At 59.6% G+C, this 19,298-nt stretch carries 17 protein-coding genes; 8 read left to right on the top strand and 9 right to left on the bottom strand.

Annotated elements, in window-relative coordinates:
- Window position 1: 1 nt before the first annotated feature.
- Window positions 2-802, top strand: coding sequence for a VOC family protein (locus ACR3FE_RS08535; protein WP_458206658.1), 801 nt, complete (start codon window positions 2-4; stop codon window positions 800-802).
- Between the two features lie 39 nt (window positions 803-841).
- Here the strand turns inward: ACR3FE_RS08535 and ACR3FE_RS08530 are convergent, their stop codons facing one another.
- Entirely contained in the window at window positions 842-1,303 is a 462-nt protein-coding gene (locus ACR3FE_RS08530) for a hypothetical protein (RefSeq protein ID WP_458206657.1), read from the bottom strand.
- 297 nt (window positions 1,304-1,600) lie between these two features.
- On the opposite strand from ACR3FE_RS08530, the gene ACR3FE_RS08525 reads away from it, so the two are divergent.
- Window positions 1,601-2,047, top strand: a complete 447-nt coding sequence (locus tag ACR3FE_RS08525; protein ID WP_458206656.1) for a VOC family protein — start codon at window positions 1,601-1,603, stop codon at window positions 2,045-2,047.
- Between the two features lie 291 nt (window positions 2,048-2,338).
- Here the strand turns inward: ACR3FE_RS08525 and ACR3FE_RS08520 are convergent, their stop codons facing one another.
- The gene (locus ACR3FE_RS08520) at window positions 2,339-2,935 is read right to left on the bottom strand and encodes a helix-turn-helix domain-containing protein (protein WP_458206655.1); all 597 of its coding nucleotides are present in this window, start codon (window positions 2,933-2,935) and stop codon (window positions 2,339-2,341) included.
- A gap of 311 nt (window positions 2,936-3,246) precedes the next feature.
- Between ACR3FE_RS08520 and ACR3FE_RS08515 the strand changes: the two genes are divergently transcribed.
- A complete protein-coding gene (locus tag ACR3FE_RS08515; RefSeq protein WP_458206654.1) occupies window positions 3,247-3,588 on the top strand; it encodes a DUF7344 domain-containing protein in 342 nt (113 codons plus the stop codon).
- A 1,453-nt stretch (window positions 3,589-5,041) separates the two neighbouring features.
- Here ACR3FE_RS08515 and ACR3FE_RS08510 read toward each other — a convergent pair.
- From ACR3FE_RS08510 to ilvD, 5 genes are all read right to left on the bottom strand, one after another.
- Complete coding sequence (locus ACR3FE_RS08510) at window positions 5,042-5,821, bottom strand: ABC transporter permease (RefSeq protein ID WP_458206653.1); 780 nt, start codon at window positions 5,819-5,821, stop codon at window positions 5,042-5,044.
- On the bottom strand, window positions 5,818-6,792 hold the full coding sequence (locus tag ACR3FE_RS08505) for an ABC transporter ATP-binding protein (RefSeq protein ID WP_458206652.1): 975 nt from the start codon (window positions 6,790-6,792) through the stop codon (window positions 5,818-5,820). The genes ACR3FE_RS08510 and ACR3FE_RS08505 overlap by 4 nt, the downstream gene beginning before the upstream one ends.
- Window positions 6,793-6,837: 45 nt before the next feature.
- Window positions 6,838-8,199 (bottom strand): aspartate aminotransferase family protein, encoded by a 1,362-nt coding sequence (locus tag ACR3FE_RS08500; protein WP_458206651.1) that lies wholly within the window; start codon window positions 8,197-8,199, stop codon window positions 6,838-6,840.
- A gap of 22 nt (window positions 8,200-8,221) precedes the next feature.
- Window positions 8,222-9,547, bottom strand: coding sequence for a dicarboxylate/amino acid:cation symporter (locus ACR3FE_RS08495; RefSeq protein ID WP_458206650.1), 1,326 nt, complete (start codon window positions 9,545-9,547; stop codon window positions 8,222-8,224).
- 359 nt (window positions 9,548-9,906) lie between these two features.
- Window positions 9,907-11,622 (bottom strand): dihydroxy-acid dehydratase, encoded by a 1,716-nt coding sequence (gene ilvD / locus ACR3FE_RS08490; protein WP_458206648.1) that lies wholly within the window; start codon window positions 11,620-11,622, stop codon window positions 9,907-9,909.
- A 462-nt stretch (window positions 11,623-12,084) separates the two neighbouring features.
- Between ilvD and ACR3FE_RS08485 the strand changes: the two genes are divergently transcribed.
- The gene (locus ACR3FE_RS08485) at window positions 12,085-12,405 is read left to right on the top strand and encodes a hypothetical protein (RefSeq protein ID WP_458206647.1); all 321 of its coding nucleotides are present in this window, start codon (window positions 12,085-12,087) and stop codon (window positions 12,403-12,405) included.
- Between the two features lie 175 nt (window positions 12,406-12,580).
- Window positions 12,581-13,198: a hypothetical protein gene (locus ACR3FE_RS08480; RefSeq protein WP_458206646.1), complete on the top strand. Its 618-nt coding sequence runs from the start codon at window positions 12,581-12,583 to the stop codon at window positions 13,196-13,198.
- 17 nt (window positions 13,199-13,215) lie between these two features.
- On the opposite strand, the gene ACR3FE_RS08475 is transcribed toward ACR3FE_RS08480, so the two are convergent.
- Together ACR3FE_RS08475 and ACR3FE_RS08470 are read right to left on the bottom strand one after the other, a co-directional pair.
- Complete coding sequence (locus ACR3FE_RS08475; RefSeq protein ID WP_472850185.1) at window positions 13,216-13,458, bottom strand: DUF8152 family protein; 243 nt, start codon at window positions 13,456-13,458, stop codon at window positions 13,216-13,218.
- A gap of 90 nt (window positions 13,459-13,548) precedes the next feature.
- On the bottom strand, window positions 13,549-14,430 hold the full coding sequence (locus ACR3FE_RS08470; protein ID WP_458206644.1) for a sulfurtransferase: 882 nt from the start codon (window positions 14,428-14,430) through the stop codon (window positions 13,549-13,551).
- Window positions 14,431-14,559: 129 nt separating this feature from the next.
- Between ACR3FE_RS08470 and ACR3FE_RS08465 the strand changes: the two genes are divergently transcribed.
- From ACR3FE_RS08465 to ACR3FE_RS08455, 3 genes are all read left to right on the top strand, one after another.
- Window positions 14,560-14,850: a hypothetical protein gene (locus tag ACR3FE_RS08465; RefSeq protein ID WP_458206643.1), complete on the top strand. Its 291-nt coding sequence runs from the start codon at window positions 14,560-14,562 to the stop codon at window positions 14,848-14,850.
- A 248-nt stretch (window positions 14,851-15,098) separates the two neighbouring features.
- Window positions 15,099-17,273, top strand: a complete 2,175-nt coding sequence (gene katG, locus ACR3FE_RS08460) for a catalase/peroxidase HPI (protein ID WP_458206642.1) — start codon at window positions 15,099-15,101, stop codon at window positions 17,271-17,273.
- A gap of 207 nt (window positions 17,274-17,480) precedes the next feature.
- Window positions 17,481-19,286 carry a S9 family peptidase gene (locus ACR3FE_RS08455; RefSeq protein ID WP_458206641.1) on the top strand — a complete coding sequence of 602 codons (1,806 nt, stop codon included), beginning with the start codon at window positions 17,481-17,483 and terminating at the stop codon, window positions 19,284-19,286.
- The last annotated feature ends 12 nt before the right edge of the window (window positions 19,287-19,298 follow it).

The raw sequence follows: 19,298 nt of genomic DNA, 5'->3' as shown, positions 1-19,298 counted from the left end.
TATGAGCTATCGCAGGATATGTTTTCTGCTCGACTTTTTCATCGATCACCAGCGAACGAGTGTACTTATCGTCGCCTATCTCGACTGGTCACTATCGATGCACATCCGCCGTCTTTACCTCGAAGCCGCGAACCCCCACGAACTGGCCGACTTCTACAGCGATAGGTTCGGACTTCACATCTCCCGCGACGAAGAGGAGATCACCATCTCGGTCGGCGCGACCGACCTCGTCTTCTCTGAATCGAACGCCGACCCCTTCTACCATTTCGCTATCAACGTCCCCGAAAACCGGTTCGAGGCGGCCCGCGACTGGTTGGCTGACCAGGTGGGCTTGCTCACGGACGAAACGACCGGCGACACGGAGTTCTTCTTCGAGTTCATGAACGCCCACGCGACGTACTTCGAAGACCCTGCGGGGAACGTCGGCGAACTCATCGCCCGGCACGACCTCGACAACGCGACGGACGAGGCGTTCGGCCCCGCGCACCTGTTAGCGGTGAGCGAGATCGGTCTTCCCGTGCCGGACGTGCCGAGCGTGGTCGAAGCCCTCGAAACCGATGCTGGCGTGGCTGCCTGGGAAGGCGACAGCGAGACGTTCCGCGTCCTCGGCGACGACCACGGACTGTTCATCGTCGTCAGAGCAGGGCGTGACTGGTTCGTTGCGGACCGTCCCGCCGAAATCCATCCCACAGAAGTCGTCGTCGCTGATACGGAAACCATGTCTACGGAGGCCGATATCACCGAAACAGAGACGGTCTACGACGTTCCGAATCTCCCGTACCGCGTCACGGGACTCCGGTGAAAAATCGCATCGCAACAGATCGATGAAGCGTGAGACCGCTCAGGAAGTCGTGAACCACTCGCCCTGCCTGGCTTCAGTGTAGCCGCGCAGGTCGCTCGCCTGCCAGAACATGACGAAATCCTGGGCGCTCGGCAGGGCGGTTGCGAACCAGCCGATGGTCGCCAGTTTCAGCGGTAGGTCGTCTTGCGTCATCGGATCGGGAGCCATACCGAGCGCCACGAACGCGAAGGGCGTCAGCATGAGTATGGGACTCAACGCGGCGAGTTTGAGGCCGCGAACCGACGTCGTCGTGGATATCTCGGAAAGCGTCACGCGCGCCCACGCCCCACCGAGCAGACCGACACCGACACCACCGGCCGTCCGACTCGGGAGGAATTCTATCCGGCAGGCAACCCCGATAGCCCGAAGGAACACGGCGTGCAACGTCTCGTGGACACAGATGCCGACCGCAAGACTCCCGAGCAGCCACCCGAGTGCCCCGACGCTCTCGATCACGCTCATCGAAGACGACACGGACAGTCTCGCGTTCTCGATTCGGGGTTCGGTCGGGCGACTCGGCCTGTCGATGTGCGCTTACTATCTCGCCCAGACGCGCTGGGACACGTACCGAGACTCCGGACAGTATCCGTGGTGGCAACACCAGTGATGGCAACTCCAGTCACGGGAGGGTGACATGTGCGAGGATTCATAAATCCGCTCTCTGGGAATGTATAATAAATTTTGTGTTAGTGGTGATAGTTCGAGAAGGAAGGCAGGCAGTTGCGAAACAGCTATTCGCTGTCACAGCGCCGGAGCGGTATGGATGTTCTCGCTGGAATCTACGAGACGCACGTCGAAGTGGCCGATATAGACCGGGCGATGGCGTTCTACGGCGACACGCTCGGTCTCGAACTCGGTCGCTACGAGGAAGAGCGACGGATCGCCTTCTACTTCACCGGCAGTCCACGGTCGATGCTCGGCGTGTGGGAGGAAGACGACCCGACGCCGAGTCACTTCGCGTTCCGGGTTCCAGAGACACTGGTGGACGAAATGCTCCCCTTCCTCGCGGAGCGCGACATCGAACCCCGGGTCGCGTTCGGCGTCGAACCGGACGAACCTATCGTCCACCCGTGGATGCCAAGCGCGACGGTCTACTTCGACGACCCGGACGGGAACTCGCTGGAACTGCTGGCCGACCTCTCGGACGACCCAGATCCGGACGGCGAGCCGATGTCCCTGAGCGAATGGCGAGCAGAACAAGACTGAAATGAGTGGGTCAGAGCGAAACGGCGGTCGATAGCTGTGTTTGACGTGGTTTGCCCGGTTGTACTGAAATGTACTGAAACGTACTGGAGAATTGCGCGGCTCGCGACTGCAATCGCCGGTTCGATAAAAATGGCACCGTTGAAATGCTCAATAACTGATAGGATTTGCGTGCTGAATATAGAGGATGTCTCTCTCGCGCAAGCACTTGCTCGTCGCTCTAAAACGTGGTGAAACCGACTCTCGGTCGTCTCTCACCGATTGCCCACCACCCGAGACACGACCGCCTCGCCATCAGTGCGAGGCGGCTGCCTCCGAGAGGAGATACCCTTCGATGACTGTGGCTAAGCTCCGACGCAAGCGCTGGGAGAACGCCGAATCGCTGATACCCTCCTCGGCGGCGAGTTGTTTAATCGTCGTCTTGCGCGGCACCTCGAAGTACCCCTGTTGATATGCACGTTCGACCGTCGCTCGCTGTTGCTCTGGAACCGGAGTGATCTCTACTGGTGGGCCAGGATTGTACAGGCGGTTGAGCGTTATCGGGATGAGGTTCGCTGTCAGTTGCTCGGAGAACTCGACGAGTTCGTCACGATCCACGAATCGAAGGCGGAAATCCCACGTTTCGTCGGTGAACTCGCCCTCCAGCAGGTAGACAGAGTGCTGCCTGAGCGCGTCGAGGAACCCATCCATCTCGACCGACCACCGCACTTCGAACAGAACCTCGCCATTCATGTGGGTTAGTCGTCGTATCGCCCGCGTGCTCGGATGGTCGCCGACGTGGGTTTCGAAGTCGTCAGGGTCGCCCTCACGGAGCCACACTAATGGAATCATTGCTTCCTCGCCCAGTGGCACGAGGCGTTCGAGTTCGAGTTCGAAGTCGTTCGACAACACGCGTCCGAACTCGAATTAGCTCGCGTCGATGCTGATATCTGCAATCGTGGATTCTTCCGGGGCTTCAATTGCCATATCGGCGATTCGGGGTGAACGCACTTACACCCGCGTCTCACCTCGTCTCGCTTCGAGGTCGAAACGAAGTCAAGTGAAGAACCAAACCTACCGTTCGCATCATTCTTCCTTACTGACGTTCGAGGGTGAACAACGACGAGGGTATCCGTCGGTTCGACTGTCACGGTGGCGCTGCGATGATGTCTGGTTCGAGTGTGAAGCGTGAATGTATCAAACGCAGATTCCTATAGCTCCCAATGACGAGTGAGGAACCAAATGAGGACGTTCCACTCGATACCTTGCTTGAGGTCTTGGCGAACAAGTATCGACGCCGACTGCTCACTGCTCTGCTGGAGCACAATCCGCAGGATGACGACGATGCGCAACTCCCTGCGGACGTCACTATCGAGGACGAGGATTTGGCGAATCTCAAAGAGCATATGACCCACGTCCATCTTCCGAAACTGGTGGATGCAGGACTCATCGAGTGGGATCAGGAGGCGAACGTGTTGCAAACGGGACCACGATTCAACGAGATTCGGCCATTGCTACAGTTGATGTACGATCACGCCGACGAACTCCCCGACGACTGGATTTGACCCCTCGGATGATGCCCACACTCTTTGCTGACCTCCTTGGTGCCAACTGATAATCCGAAGAGATACGCGCCCTGTATCTTGCAGTGACTCACCGAATTGCCGAGCGTTTGTCACAAGCGCCGTACTGAATATTGATGATGTATCTACCACTTTGGCGGCAACCTGTACAATCAGGCCCTACTGGTACAAGAAGACGACAACCTGTTTCTTCGCGCCGCAAGCGGAGGTCTATGTAGAGCCGTAAAATCACGTAGCTGCCATCTATCTTTTGTGTAGCAACTATCACTTAGTGTCGGATCCTCAGTGTGGGAAATTCGCACTCCAAGGAGATCCGTATCATACTTCTTTGGACAGTCTATCGTCAGTGGTGTGTTGGATGTCTGATTGCTTCCTTCGAGTTTTCCGGTCACATTGAGTCGGTCTCCCTTTGAAACTACAAGACCTTTGATAGTAGTAAAAACAGGGTCGTAATTTGGCCTATCTGCTGGGACGATTAATTCCTGTTCCACAAGAACCTCATCCTTCTTCTCGATAGTGAGGTGTAATCTGTGCTGGTTCTCTGAACTGGTATACGCAATGATTCCTATCGGTCGAGAAGAACTCTGAGCGGAGCAGCCAGCGAGTCCAACGGTTGCGACAGTCGCTAAGAAGGAACGTCTAGAGGGCTTCTTCATAGTCAGAATTATAAATAAAATCATATCAATATTGTGGGGAGATTCAACTTCTAACGTTGCACCACGAACTCCACCACTAACGGATGTGGGATGAAAGATATGCGCTATGTATTTAGCAGAGTCGCCGAAACCGATCACCGAATGAGGGTTTCAACTGAGTCGAATGTCTCCGAAAGCTACTGACCAAATCGATTGAGCTGACTATGAGGTGCGCATCGATCTGGAGAAGGTTGATTGGTTTCCGTGCTTAAAAATTCACATGGACACGAAAGCGACTGTATTGACGATCCTCGGAGCCTTCGTGGAGTTACTCGGGTTGTTGTGGTTAGGTCAAGGTCTCGGGATCGTCCGTATACGTCCCATTCTAACCATCGCAAACAGCGAACAGATCTCTGGACGGTCAGTGCGGTGGACGGTCATCGGCGCATTTACCGTGTCCGTGGGAACCGTTATTTTCTGGACGGGGATGGAACGCATAAATTGATGATCGACCAGCCTAACGTGGAACTTCTTTCCACGCAGTCCGAGGGCGATCTCGCCGATTCACGGGGTCAAGCGACTGAATTCTCGCGTTTAAACAAGGCAGCTTCTGTATTTTGCATTAGCGTTAGAGTAGAATATGTAGATTGAAAGGTCAGCGAACTTGCGATACCGAAGTGGCTCGCGTTATTAACGGTGTCACAGTACTCTGGCGTGCAAGATACGCGCCCAGTATTCAGCACGGTCACTGAAACCTATCTCCGCTGGAGAGTTTTAACGAAGCCGATGGAATCGATCTGTTAGTCCATCAGCCCGTACCCACGTCGGAACAGGAAGGCGTCGAGGAGCATGAACGCCAGCGTCAGCCCCGACAGCACCGCGAGCGAGACGTTCGGGTTCACCTCTGAGACGCCGAGGAACCCGTATCGGATGCCGTTCACCATGTACACCATCGGGTTGAGCAGGGTGAGGTCGCGGAAGATGCCCGGTGGGAGACTCTCCAGCGTATAGAAGACGCCGCCGAAGAAGACGAGCGGGCGGACGAGGAACTGGTTCATCATCGTGAGGTTGTCCCAGTCGTCGGCCCAGAGACCGCCGACCACGCCGACGCTCGAAAAGAGGAGCGTGATCACCAGCGCGAACGCGACGAGGTAGAACGGTTGTTCGACCCCGACCGGCGTGAAGAACGCACCGATGATTGCGATGAGGATGCCGACGAGCAGGCCGCGCGTCGCTCCGGCGACGATGTAGGCCGCGACCATCCGCGAGTACGACATCGGCGAGGTGAGCGTCTCTTCGATGTAGCGGTTCCAGCGCCCGTGGAAGATGGAAAACGAAGAGTTCTCGAAGGCGTTCGAGATAGCCCCGAGGACGACCAGACCGGGGAGGATGAAGACGATGTACTCGACGGGTTCGCCCCGGATCTCCATGCCGCCGACGCGATTTCCGAGGACGACCCCGAACACGGAGAAGTATAGGACGTTCGTCACGAGGGGCGGGACGAAGGTGTTCCGTGGTCGACGCAGAAAGCGCAGTATCTCGCGCCGGGTGAGTGTGAGAAAGCCAGTGAGACTCGTCACGCCTGTTCACCTCCATCCGCGACCGCGGCCGTCTTCGCTTCTTCTTCTTCCTCGCTCCGCGTCATCGCCACGAACACCTCTTCGAGCGAGGTGCGCGAGATGTCGAAGTGGACGATCTCGAACCCTTTCCGGTCGAGTTCGCGCACCAGTTCCGGCGCGAGCAGTCCGGCTTCTCGTGCGGTGATGACGAGGTCGTCGCCCGACAGCTCCACCGACTCGATCTTGTCGCGCCCGGCGGAGAGATGCGGTGCGGACTCGGGTGGGTTCCGCAGTGTGACGGTGATCTTGTCAGGCCCGCGGCCCATCAACTCCTCGGGACTCGCCACTTCGACGATCTGCCCCGAATCGAGGATAGCGACCTCGTCGCAGAGGCGCTCTGCCTCTTCGATGTAGTGGGTCGTGAGCAGGATGGTCGTCCCGCTCTCGTTCAGGTCGGTAATCAGTTCCCAGAGGTCGTGACGGAGTTGCACGTCCACGCCCGCCGTCGGTTCGTCGAGGATGAGCAGGTCGGGGTCGGTGATGAGCGCCCGTGCCAGCATGAACCGACGTTTCATCCCGCCGGAGAGCCAGTCGAAGCGCGTGTCGCGCTTGTCGTAGATGCCGACCCGTTTCAGCACCTCGTCAGCCCGTTCTCGGGCATCGGCCTTCGGAATGTCGTGGTAGCCCGCCTTGTGCTCCAGAACTTCACGGATCGGGAAGAACCGGTCGACGTTGAACTCCTGCGGTGCGAGACCGATCCGATTCCGGGCTTCCCGGTAGTCGTCTTCCACGTCTGCGCCGAACACTTCCGCCGTCCCGCCCGATTTCTTCACGAGACCGACGAGGATGTTGATGAACGTCGTCTTCCCTGCACCGTTCGGGCCGAGTAAGCCGAAAAACGACCCCTGCGGAACGTCGAGTGAGATACCATCGAGCGCCCGTACCCCCTCATACTCCTTCTCGAGATCCCGAATCTGTATCGCAGGTTCCATTGGAAAGCCGTAACAACCGGGCAGGATTAAGCTTGCTGAACCGGGTCAGAGGTTCGCAAGCACAGCGTCGGCGGCGTCGAGATACGCCGCTAGGTGCTCGTCGCCATGCGCGAACGAGAGATGATGGCGCTTGTAGGGATTGGGCGTGAAGAAATGCCCCTGCTCGCGCATCCCCGCCGCGAAGTCGCGGAATTTCTCTTCGTCCAGTCCAAGCACGTCCTCGTAGGTTCGTGGCTCGCCGGTCACGCCGAACTGCAAGCTGAAGATGCTGCGATGACCGACGACCCGCCCCTCGAGAGCGTGGTCGGCGAGCAGGTCACGCAGGCCTGCCCGATATGCATCACCCAGTTCGGTGACGTGGCCCTGCACGTCCTCTTCGACGATGGTGTCGATGGTCTCGCGCGCCGCCGCCAGGCCGGGGAGATTGCCGGAGTAGGTGCCGCTGATGACGACGCCCGACTTGTTGTCGCCGCCCGCTTGCCCCAGCAGGTCTTCCCGGCCGCCGACCGCCGCGACCGGATACCCGTTCCCGAGGGCTTTGGCCACGCAGGTCAGGTCGGGCTCGACGCCGAACTCGCCCTGTGCACCGTGCGGGGAGTGGCGAAAGCCGGTGATGACCTCGTCGAAGATGAGCGGCACGTCGTGCTCTCTCGTCTGTTCGCGTAACGTTCGCAGGAACTCTTGTTGTGGGAGGAGACACCCCACGGAATGGGGCACGGGTTCGAGGATGACACCCGCGAGGTCGTCGCCGTGTTCGTGCAGTGCTTCCTCGACTGCCTCGCTGTCGTTGAACGGGACGACGAGCGTGTTCTCGACGGCTGCCGAGAGCATCCCGGCAGATTCGGGGTACTGTCCACCGAGGTGGTCTTCCGGTGGGTAGACGCTCACGTCGACGTAGTCGTGCCACCCGTGATAACAGCCCTCGAACTTCAGGATCTTCTCGTTGCCCGTGTGGGCGCGTGCGAGCCGGATGGCGTGATACGTGGCTTCGCTCCCGCTGTTGCAGAAGTTGACCTGGTCGACGCTCGGCAACAGGTTGACCAGGCGCTCGGCGACCTCGACTTCCAGTTCGGTCGTCCCCGCGCCGTAGAGCACGCCGCCGTCGATGGCGCGGCGGGCGGCGTCATCCACCGACTCGTGGGCGTGGCCGAGGATGATGGGACCGAAGCCCAGGTGGTAGTCGGTGTACGCCTCGTCGTCGACCGTCGTGAGCGTCGCGCCCTTCGCGTGGTCGAACGCGACAGCACCTGTCTCGTACGCCTGGGCGCGCAAGCCCGTCTGGGCGCCGCCCGGGATCACGTCGCGGGCACGCGAGACGAGTTCGTGGCTCTGCGTCTTCTGATGCTCGGTCTTGTCGTTTTGCGTCTCGTGACTCCGCGCTTTGTCACTGCTTGGTTCGTATTGCATGCTGTTTGAAAGAATGGTGTGTTCAGTCGTCGGTCGTTACACCGGTCGCAACGTCGCCGGAACCGACGCCTTCGTCAGCCCACACTCCGGTGGTGAAGTCGATAGCGTCGTTCCACTTCGCTACGAGTGTCGTGACCGCGAGGTCACCCGTGACGTTGTTCATGGTGCGCATCCGGTCGAGCAGGGGGTCGACACCAGCGACCATCGCGATGGCCGAAAGCGGCAGGCCGACCTGCGTGAACACGACGGACATCATGATGAGGCTCGCGCCGGGCACACCTGCCGTCCCGATACTGGCGAGCAGGGCCGTGAGCAGGACGCTCAACTGCTCGGCGAGCGTGAGCGACTTGCCGACCACGTTGGCGGTGAAGATGGCGGCGATACCGAGATACATCGCGGTTCCGTCCATGTTCACCGTCGCGCCGAGCGGCAGCGAGAAACTGTAGACTCCTTCGTCGATGCCGAGGTTCTCGTCCGCGTTGGACATCGTCACCGGAAGCGTCCCGCTGGACGACCGAATGCTCAGCGCGGTCATCATGGCGTCCTTCCCGCCGCGCAGGAAGTCGATGGGCGATTTGCCCACCAGTCCGAGCACGATGAGGAGCAAGTAAACGACGGAGATGTGGATACCGATGGCGATGGCCAACGACGCGACGAGCTTGAGCAGTGAGACGATCGCGCCGATACCGGTCTGGCCGAACAGGGCGGCCATCAGGGCGAACACGCCGATGACACCGTACTCCATCACACCCCAGACGATCTTGAACATCACTTCTGCACCCACCTCGACGGCGTCGAAGATGGCAGAGACACCCTCGTCGAGTTTCGAACCCGGCTTGGCCTCGTCTCGGACGACGGTCAGCCCGATACCGAAGACGAGCGAAAAGAAGATGACGCCGAGCATCTTCCCCTCGGCCATCGCGGAGATGGGATTCTCCGGGACGATTCCGAGGAGAACCTCTCCGAGCGGTGGTGCTTGCTCCGTGTTGACGTTCGCATTCTTCGCCAGTTCGATCCCGACACCAGGATCGATGAGGTTGCTGATGCCGAGTCCGATGGCGATAGCGACTATCGTCGTGAGAAGGTACAACGCGACGACCTCGACACCGATCTTTCCGAGATTCGTCGGTGAGAGGTTTCGTGCCGCCATGATGAGCGTGAAGACGACGATGGGAACGATGACCATCTTGAGGAGTCTGACGAACAGGTCACCGAGTGGTTGGAGGGCTGTTGCCGGTTTTCCAATGGCGATTCCGACGATGGAACCAAGGACGAATGCAACCGCGATACGATAGATGATCGGCACCGACCGATATCGTTGCCACAGTTGCTGTACACTGTGCGACATACACTAGCACCATCTTCAAAAACTATCCAAAAACCGTTTCGGTTCTTCGTAGAATATCACTGAAATCCGCAGTATTTTCGGTTAAATTTCCCAAATTATGTATTCAGACCGTACTATGTCTTACGTATGCTGGCAAGCGGTTCTGTCGCGTCCGTCCAGTCACAAAGGAGGATTACCGCACGTCGATACCAATCGTGTCTTGCGGTTTGCCACCATCGAGCATGGTACCCCACCACGCCTATCCATTTATAAAGACCGGGCAGGATTTCGTCGGCTTCGTCTCGGGCGCGCACCTGGCGACATCCCGTAAATTTACTGAAAAAGAACCGGTGACTGCTCAGTTCACCGCAGGTTCGCCGTCACTCTCGCTTCGCACCGGGATTCGTCACCGCACCGTTCGCGGCAGACCCGAACGCCGTTCCATACTTTGCGAGGACACCGGTCGTATACGGCGGTTCGTCGGGTTCCCAGTCGTCCATGCGCGTCGCGAGTTCGTCGTCCGAGAGCGCGACCGAAAGTTCCCGATTCGGGATGTCCACCGTCACCTCGTCGCCATCTTCCAGTACCGCGATAGGGCCGCCGTCACGGGCTTCAGGTGCGACGTGGCCGACCATCGGCCCGCGAGTCGCTCCCGAGAAGCGTCCGTCGGTGAGCAATGCAACGTCGTCTTCGTGTCCCTGTCCGACCACTGCGGCGGTGACGCCGAGCATCTCGCGCATGCCGGGACCACCACGCGGCCCTTCGTTGCGGATGACGAGCACGTCTCCCGAATCGATGTCGCCCTCCTGGACGTACTTCATAGCGTCTTCTTCGTTCTCGAAGACGCGGGCCGGGCCGGAATGGTGGAAGGCGTCGTCTTTCGTGACCTTCAACACCGCGCCATCGGGCGCGAGATTGCCCGTCAGGATCTTTATCGCGCCCTCGTCGCTGAAGGGGTCGTCCACTGGTCGGATGAACTCGGCGTCCAACGTGTCGTCTGCGGGGAGGTCGAGATGGTCGAGTTCCTCCGCTAGCGTGCGCCCGGTCACCGTCATCGCGTCGCCGTGAACCAGTCCGGCGTCGAGTAAGCGGCGGAGGACGACCGGTACCCCGCCTTCGTCGTGGAGGTCTTTCATCACCTTCGTCCCGCCGGGCTGGAGGTTTGCGATCTTCGGTGTCCGGCGCGAGATGTCGTCGAAATCCTCGATAGAGAGGTCGATATCCGCCTCTGCCGCGAGCGCGAGCAGGTGGAGAACCGCGTTCGTAGAGCCACCCATCGCCACCTGTATCGCGATGGCGTTCTCGAACGACTTGCGGGAGAGAATGTCCGATGGCGTGCGGTCGTTCTCAATCGCGTCGAGGACGAGTTCCCCGGCGCGTTCTGCGACCGCGTACCGTTCGTCGGATTCGGCAGTTGGGCTGGCGGAGCCGAGCGGCGCGAGTCCGAGGGCTTCGCTGATGGAGGCCATCGTGTTCGCGGTGAACATCCCGCCGCACGATCCTGCACCGGGGCAGGCGTCGTGTTCGAGCTCGACCAACTCCTCTTCGGTCATATCGCCGTGCGCCACCGCGCCGACGCCCTCGAAGACGTTCTGCACCGTGACTTCGCGTCCCTCGTGGTGGCCGGGGAGGATGGAACCCCCGTACAGAAAGACGGTTGGCAGATCGGTACGGATGGCCGCCATCATCATCCCGGGTAGGTTCTTGTCACACCCCGCGACCGTGACGAGGGCGTCCATGCGCTCGCCGAAGGCGACGAGTTCGACGCTGTCGGCGATGACCTCGCGCGAGATGAGGCTCGCTTTCATCCCCTCGGTGCCCATCGAGATGGCGTCCGAGATGGTAATGGTGCCGAACTCGATGGGCATCCCGCCCGCAGAGTCGACCCCTTCGATGGCCGCGTCGGCCACGTCGTCTAGATGGACGTTACAGGGCGTGATGTCGGCGGCGGGGTTGGCCACCCCGACCATCGGCGAGGAGAGGTCGTCGTCGTCGAACCCCATCGCCCGGAACATGGCACGATGCGGGGCGCGTTCCGGCCCCTCGGTCACTTCTCGGCTCCGCAACCCCTCGGCTTTCTCTGGCGCGTCTTCCATGACTACGGATAAGGGTGACGAGACGGGTTAAAGCCTCCCGAAGCGACAGACCTTGCTGTCGAATGGGTTGGAAAGAAACACACCTATCGACTACCGGGTGCGGTTAATTATCGATACAATTCAGAACTATGCTAATCATGATACTTTTGTGCACGGTTGACATCCTCTTCATTGATGTTGCACTTCTGCCCGACGTGCCGGAATACCGCCGTTGAGAAGCCTATCGTCGACGCTGACGATGGATACGCAACCGCAGAGTGTCCAGACTGTCATACCACGTTTCAATTCCCATATCTCCCCTTGCACACGTTGGAGGGAGCACCGGCTGTCGGGAAATCCACAACAGCGGGGCGACTCGACGGTGAGATCGACCTCTTCATCTATGAAGGTGATATGCACATCGATTTGACTAATGGCAAGCTATCATGGACATCGATCTGCGACTTTGATTTTCGCATCTGTATGACGTTGCATGCAGCTGACCAGCAGACGCTTTTCGTCGGTGGTGTCCACCCGCACGACATAGATGAGAGTCCAGAGATACGCTATTTCTCTCGTGTCGAACGGCGTGCGCTCGTCTGTGATGACGCTGATCTGGAAGCCCGATTACGTGACCGACCAAGTACAACCTCGGATGCTCTCGACTTCTTTCTTGACGTGAACCGTTGGTATCGAGAGCAGGGCGCAAAGGATGGGTTGAAGATCATCAATACAAGTGTCGCGACACCTGATGAAGTCGCCCACCGTGTTGGGGCATGGTTCCAGACTCAGATCGAAACCTAGGCGAAACGTTTCATAATATGACTTCTGCTTGAAATCAAGGGTGGGAGAGAAACCGGGTAGGTCAACATCCGTGGAGAAGTGTTCGTTTAATCAAACTACTATGAAAAATCACGATCTGAAGATGATTAGATAGAACCACCAGAAAGAGTTTGTCGGTCGAAGATGATGCATTGCTATGTCCTCCACGTCACGCAGAACCCTGCTCGCGGCTGTCAGCACGTTGGCCGGTTCTGCTGGCTGTCTCGGTCGGGCGTTTCTATCCAATCCAGTACCCCCGGAGGAGTACGAGAGGTCGGTCTCCCTGAAGAAAGTCGATTCAGTGCCCGACGAGTACGGTGCCGAGTTCGAGATCGAAGTCTCGCACGCCGATATCACCGCCGAGCAGTCGGCAGTGCTCCGAACTCGTGTCACGAACACCAACGAGGAAGAACGGCAGTTCTCGACGCCATACTACAAGGGAGCGAGTTCCTACGACGGGAAGAGAGGAATCATACTCTATTCGAAGATTGCCGCAGACAACCCCGCGAACCAGCCACGTGATCTGCAAAACTACGCGCCGCCCTGCGTCGGGACGGACGGGAAATCACGGGGCAAACTGGTCTGGTCGAATGAGGCACAACCGATGCCGACGCTCGCACCGGACGAAACGTGGACTGATGACCTGCTCGTTGCAGACGACCCGACTCATAGAGGCTGTCTGCCGGTGGGTGAGTACCGATTCGAGCGCAGAATCGAATCGATGTGGATGGACGAGGGGTTCGACTGGGGGTTCTCGCTCGAAGTGACCAGCTGAGAACCGGTTCGAGTCGGTCAGTCCAGTTCGGCCAAAATCTCGCTCGTCAACGTACGCGCTTGTTCGACGTGTTCGTCCGCCTCCGAATCGCCAGTTCCGTCGACGTTCGAGAGCAGGTCGTCGGCCTGCAAGACGCGCTTTTTTACGACCGATTCGGGGGCACGTTTCGCATCCGCGACGACTGCTTGCGCTTCGCCGAGCCACTGGTTCGCCCGCGTCTCCACCGGTCGCTGTTCGGTCGCTTCGAGGTGGGCGTACAGGTCGGCGACGAGTTCGTGGATGTCGGTGATGAGTGACGATTCGTGGTGGCGGAAAAAATGAGAGTCGCTACTTCTCTTTCTCGATGGGCGCTACTCGCCCTTCTCGATGGGTGCGCGCACGATGTTCCCCCACTCGGTCCACGACCCGTCGTAGTTGCGCACGTCGTCGAAACCGAGCAGTTCGTAGAGCGCGAACCACTCGATGGAAGAGCGCTCGCCGACGCGACAGTAGGTGATGACCGACTCGTCGCCGTCGACACCGTGCTCGGCGTAGAGGTCGCGCAGTTCGTCAGCCGATTTGAATCGCCCGTCCTCGGCGAGCACGTCTGCGACCGGGACGTTACTTGCGCCGGGGATGTGGCCCCCGCGCTGGGCCGTCTCTTTCAGTCCTTCGGGTGCGATGACTTCACCCGTGAACTCCTCGGGCGACCGAACGTCCACCATCGGAAGGCCCGACTCCATCGCTTTCTCGACGTCGTCTTTGTACGCTCGGATGCTCTCGAACGGCCCCCTCGCGTGGTACTCCTGTGCGGGGTGGTTGGGTTCGTCGTCGGTCATGGGATAGTCGTTTTCGACCCAGTAGTCTTTCCCGCCGTTCAGCACGCGAGCGTCCTCGTGGCCGTAGTATTTGAACTCCCAGTAGGCGAACAGCGCGAACCAGTTCGGTATCCAGCCGTCGCCGTAGAAGACGACGGTCGAGTCCTCGCTGATACCGTGGTCGCCGACGATCTGCTCGAAGTCCTCCTTTTTGAGGATGTCGCGCTCCGTCTCGTCCGAGAGATCTTCGTCCCACTGCAGGCCGATGGCTCCCGGAATGTGTCCCTGGTCGTAGCGCGACGGGAAGTCTTCGTCGGGCGATTCGGGGCTGTTCACCTCGACGAGGCGGTACTCGGGGTCGTCGCTCTCGAATTCGTCGATGTGGTCTTCGACCCAGTCCGCCGAAACCAGAACGTCGTTTTCGTACTCAGGCATCAGTTGAAGAATGGGTGCGAGATTCCAAAACGTTCGTGGCCGGCGGTTATCTCCGGGTGGCAACGACCTAGGGGGAGCAACGACCACCGGGCCAGCAACGCTAATCCTGTGGGTCGCGTCGGTCGGACTATGCCACTTCGGACGATTCGTGAGACTGGCGAGACGCTCCGTGAGTCTCGAGACGCGATTCGAGAGGGACGAGTCGCCATCGGTGAAGCTCGGGTGGAACTCGAGATTCGATACGCGAGACTCCAGCGACGAGTCGATGGCATCAAGCAGGCTGTCGAGCTGCTCCAAGCCGATGGCACGGACACCGACGTAGAACGCCTTCTTTCGAACCTCGATGGGCAGGACGACCGGGTCGACCCGGTCGCCCGTGTTAGTCCACCGCGCAGGCGGGCGAAAAAGACACGTTCGTGAAAACATATTTCTTCACCGGACAATATTTAGTCGGCTATAGGAAATACATCTAAGGAATAATAAAACAAAGAACCGTGTACGGGAAAGGGAAGGTATAAAATAGGAAATCTCATCGGTACGTTTATAAATTATACGACGCATCTCTTAGCTACCGGAGAGAGATCAATGTCAGAGGATACACCCAAACACAGTATGAGCGACCCCAGCTACGAGATGAAAAACGACGAGATTTCGGAGGTTAACCGACGATGAATGAACCGAATCACGACTGGTGGCCGAATGCGTTGGACGTGGATATCCTCGACCAGAACGTTCGCCAGGTCGATCCGATGGGCGAGGAGTTCGACTACGCCGAGGAGTTCAAGACGCTCGACCTCGACGCCGTCAAGGCGGACGTCGAAGAGGTAATGACGACATCGCAGGAGTGGTGGCCGGCTGACTACGGCCACTACGGGCCGCTCTTCATTCGGATGGCGTGGCACAGCGCCGGCACATACCGCACCAGCGATGGCCGCGGCGGCGCGTCCGGCGGCACACAACGCTTTGCGCCCCTCAACAGTTGGCCCGACAATGCGAACCTCGACAAGGCGCGCCGACTGCTCTGGCCGGTCAAGCAGAAGTACGGCCGCAAACTCTCGTGGGCCGACCTGATAGTCCTTGCCGGGAACGTTGCCCTGGAGTCGATGGGCTTCGAAACGTTCGGCTTCGCTGGCGGGCGCGAGGATGCCTACGAGCCCGACGAGTCCGTCTACTGGGGACCCGAAAACGAGATGGAAGCCTCCGAACGCTTCAGCGACGAGGGAGAACTCGAAAATCCGCTCGGCGCCACCGTGATGGGTCTCATCTACGTGAATCCGGAGGGGCCGGACGGCAATCCGGATCCGCTCGCGTCGGCGGAGAACATTCGAGAATCGTTCGGTCGGATGGCGATGAACGACGAGGAAACGGTCGCGCTCATCGCCGGCGGACACACCTTCGGAAAGGTCCACGGTGCTGACTCCACTACTAGCCTCGGTCCTGAACCCGAAGCGGCCCCTATCGACGAGCAGGGTCTCGGCTGGCAGAGCAGCCACGGCTCCGGCAAGGGGGGCGACACGATCACCAGTGGGATAGAGGGTCCGTGGACCGACGCGCCGATCCAGTGGGACATGGGCTACCTCGACAACCTGCTCGACTACGAATGGGAACCGGAGAAGGGTCCCGGCGGTGCGTGGCAGTGGACGCCGAAAGACGAGGCGTTGGAGGGCACCGTGCCGGACGCTCACGACCCATCGAAGAAGCAAACTCCCATGATGCTGACGACGGACATCGCTCTGAAGCGGGATCCGGACTATCGGGCGACCATCGAGCGCTTCCAGGAGAACCCGGACGAGTTCCAGGATGCCTTCGCCAAAGCATGGTACAAGCTGATCCACCGTGACATGGGCCCGCCGTCCCGGTTCCTCGGCCCGGAGGTTCCCGACGAGGAGATGCTGTGGCAAGACCCCATCCCCGACGTCGACCACGAACTGATCGGTGACGAAGAGATCGACGAACTCAAGGAGACGATCCTCGCTTCGGAACTGTCCATCTCCCAACTGGCAAAGACGGCCTGGGCGTCGGCATCGACGTACCGCGATAGCGACAAGCGCGGTGGAGCGAACGGGGCCCGCATTCGCCTCGAACCACAGAAGCACTGGGAAGTGAACGAGCCGGATCAGCTAGAGACGGTGCTGGGAACCCTCGAAGAGATTCAGGAGGAGTTCAACAGCTCGCGATCCGATGGGAAGCGAGTCTCGCTCGCCGACCTGATCGTTCTCGGCGGCTGTGCAGCCGTCGAGAAGGCTGCAGCTGACGCCGGGTACGACGTGGACGTTCCCTTCGAACCGGGCCGTACCGACGCCTCGCAGGAGCAAACCGACGTCGAGTCCTTCGAGGTGCTCGAACCGGAAGCCGACGGGTTCCGTAACTACCTCGGTGGCGAGACCGACCGCTCGGCGGAGGAGTTGCTGGTCGACAAGGCTGAGCTCCTGAATCTGACGGCTGACGAGATGACGGTTCTGGTCGGCGGCATGCGCGCGCTGAATGCGAACTACCAAGGGTCCGACCTCGGCGTCTTCACCGACCAGCCGGAGTCGTTGACCAACGACTTCTTCGTGAACCTGCTCGACATGGGCTACGAGTGGGAAGCGGCCTCGGAATCGCAGGACATCATGGAGTGGGAAGCGGCCTCGGACGCCCAGGAGATTTTCGAGTTGCGCGACCGTGAAACGGGCGAACTCGCGTGGACGGGAACCCGCGTGGATCTCATCTTCGGGTCGAACTCCCGGCTTCGAGCCATCGCGGACGTCTACGCATCCGACGACGCAGAGGAGAAATTCGTGCGTGACTTCGTGGATGCGTGGGACAAAGTGATGAGCCTCGACCGCTTCGACCTCGAGTAAGCTCAGCCGAGAACCTTCGGGTCGGTGGTTTACGCCCACATCGCCACCCTTGTGGAGTAGCTGAGGAGACCGACCGGTTCGAGTTCATTTTTCGACGACACCGACGATCGCCTGCGAATTTGCAGCCTCCGATTCAGTTCGTACGACTATCGACTCGTTTCTCACGACCGAAAAGATTGTCACGCTGACGTTTGTGGGTAGGACACGATGACGGAGGAATTCTCACTCGAAGCCCTCGCAAGCCTTCCCGAATTTCACCACCCCGCCGCCTCACCCGACGGAGAGCAAGTTGCAGTCTACTACGATGGTACGGGCCGCAACGAACTCCACGTCATCGACGTGGCGACCGGTGAGATGCGGCAGGTGAGCGACGGAGAGGTGCCGCGAAACGCGCGCTGGTGGTTTATGTGGGCACCGGACGGCGAGCACCTGTACTTCCACAACGACGACGCGGGCGACGAACAGAACGACATCTGGGAGCTCGACCTCGACGGTAACACGCGGCCCGTGGTCGAGGATTCGGGTCAGTGCATACTCACCGACGTGCGCGGTGACAGATTGCTCTACACCAGTAGTGCTGGCGGGCAGATGAACCTCTACTGCTACGACCGCGAGACGGAGACGAGCGACCAACTCACCGACTACGAGCTAGGGGTTCACTTCGCACTGTTCAGTCCCGACGGTGACCGAATCGCGTACGCAGCCAACGAATCGGACGACCTGAAGAACAACGACGTGTACGTGGCAGACGCCGATGGGTCGAACCCTCGAAATCTCGAAATCGGGATGGAGGGAAGCGAAACCTGGCTTTCGGACTGGTCTCCGGACGGCACCCGACTCCTCGTCTCGGACAACGCCGAGGACAAGACGCGCTGTGGCGTCTACGATCTCGAATCGGACGAGGACGAGTGGTTCGGTGCGGGCGAGTACGTCGAAAGTCCCGTCGCATTCCTCCCTGACAGGAGTGGCTTCCTCGCACTCCGAACACGAGATGCTGCCATCGTCCCGATCGTCTACGACCTCGACGGCGAGATGACCGACCTCGACCTCCCCACGGGCGTCGCGTCGTTCCCAAAAATCGGCGATTCGGCGCTACTCGACGACGGACGAGTGCTCGTCGAGCAGGCGACTCCCACGCAGCGCCCCGCGCTTCTCGTCTCCGATATCGACTCCGGCGAGACACGGACCCTCCTCGAACCGGAGTACGGCGATATCGACCCCGAATCGTTCACCGATGCCGAGTACATCACCTTCGAATCACACGACGGGTGGGATATCGGCGGCCTGCTGTACGATTCGGGCGAACGACCGTCTCCGGTGGTCGTGAAGATACACGGCGGCCCAGCGTCGCACGACCTTCGGGAGTTCGACCAGCGTGCGCAGTTCTTCACCAATCGAGGGTACAGCGTCCTCGAGATCAACTATCGAGGTTCGATCGGTCGCGGACGGGAGTTCAAGAACAGTCTCATCGAGGACTGGGGCGGTGCGGAACAGGATGACATCGCGGAGGGCGTCCGCTGGCTCCGCGAACAGGAGTGGATCGATGAGGAGCGAATCGTCGCCTACGGCGGCTCCTACGGTGGCTACAGCGCCTACTGGCAGATGGTACAGTATCCAGAGCTGTACGCCGCAGGCATCGCGTGGATCGGCGTCACCGACCTCCACGACATGTACGAGAACACGATGCCGCACTTCCAGACGGGACTCATGGAGAAGTACCTCGGTGACCCCGAGGAGAACTACGACCTCTATCGGGAGCGAAGCCCCATCGAGTACACCGAGAATCTCAGCAAGCCGCTGCTGATGGTTCACGGTGTCAACGACCGCCGGGTTCCCGTCTCGCAGGCCAGATTGTTCCGCGACCAGCTCGACGAAGACGGGTTCGAGGAAGGTGTCGACTACGAGTACGAAGAACTCGGTGCGGAAGGCCACGGCAGCACCGACATCGACCAGAAGATCCGCTCGTTCGAACTCGTCGGCGACTTCCTCGACCGGCGGATATCTGCCCAGTAGGGAACCGGTAGA

The organism is Haladaptatus rarus (assembly GCF_054177585.1).
Note: the sequence above shows the minus strand (reverse complement) of the source record. Positions and strands in the feature narration are given on the sequence as shown.

Bases quoted from the DNA above. Each gene is read 5' to 3' on its own strand.
- ACR3FE_RS08535 (WP_458206658.1), top strand. From the start codon at position 2: ATGAGCTATCGCAGGATATGTTTTCTGCTCGACTTTTTCATCGATCAC.
- ACR3FE_RS08530 (WP_458206657.1), bottom strand. From the start codon at position 1,303: ATGAGCGTGATCGAGAGCGTCGGGGCACTCGGGTGGCTGCTCGGGAGT.
- ACR3FE_RS08525 (WP_458206656.1), top strand. From the start codon at position 1,601: ATGGATGTTCTCGCTGGAATCTACGAGACGCACGTCGAAGTGGCCGAT.
- ACR3FE_RS08515 (WP_458206654.1), top strand. From the start codon at position 3,247: ATGACGAGTGAGGAACCAAATGAGGACGTTCCACTCGATACCTTGCTT.
- ACR3FE_RS08505 (WP_458206652.1), bottom strand. From the start codon at position 6,792: ATGGAACCTGCGATACAGATTCGGGATCTCGAGAAGGAGTATGAGGGG.
- ACR3FE_RS08500 (WP_458206651.1), bottom strand. From the start codon at position 8,199: ATGCAATACGAACCAAGCAGTGACAAAGCGCGGAGTCACGAGACGCAA.
- ACR3FE_RS08495 (WP_458206650.1), bottom strand. From the start codon at position 9,547: ATGTCGCACAGTGTACAGCAACTGTGGCAACGATATCGGTCGGTGCCG.
- ilvD (WP_458206648.1), bottom strand. From the start codon at position 11,622: ATGGAAGACGCGCCAGAGAAAGCCGAGGGGTTGCGGAGCCGAGAAGTG.
- ACR3FE_RS08485 (WP_458206647.1), top strand. From the start codon at position 12,085: ATGACGTTGCATGCAGCTGACCAGCAGACGCTTTTCGTCGGTGGTGTC.
- ACR3FE_RS08480 (WP_458206646.1), top strand. From the start codon at position 12,581: ATGTCCTCCACGTCACGCAGAACCCTGCTCGCGGCTGTCAGCACGTTG.
- ACR3FE_RS08470 (WP_458206644.1), bottom strand. From the start codon at position 14,430: ATGCCTGAGTACGAAAACGACGTTCTGGTTTCGGCGGACTGGGTCGAA.
- ACR3FE_RS08465 (WP_458206643.1), top strand. From the start codon at position 14,560: ATGCCACTTCGGACGATTCGTGAGACTGGCGAGACGCTCCGTGAGTCT.
- katG (WP_458206642.1), top strand. From the start codon at position 15,099: ATGAATGAACCGAATCACGACTGGTGGCCGAATGCGTTGGACGTGGAT.
- ACR3FE_RS08455 (WP_458206641.1), top strand. From the start codon at position 17,481: ATGACGGAGGAATTCTCACTCGAAGCCCTCGCAAGCCTTCCCGAATTT.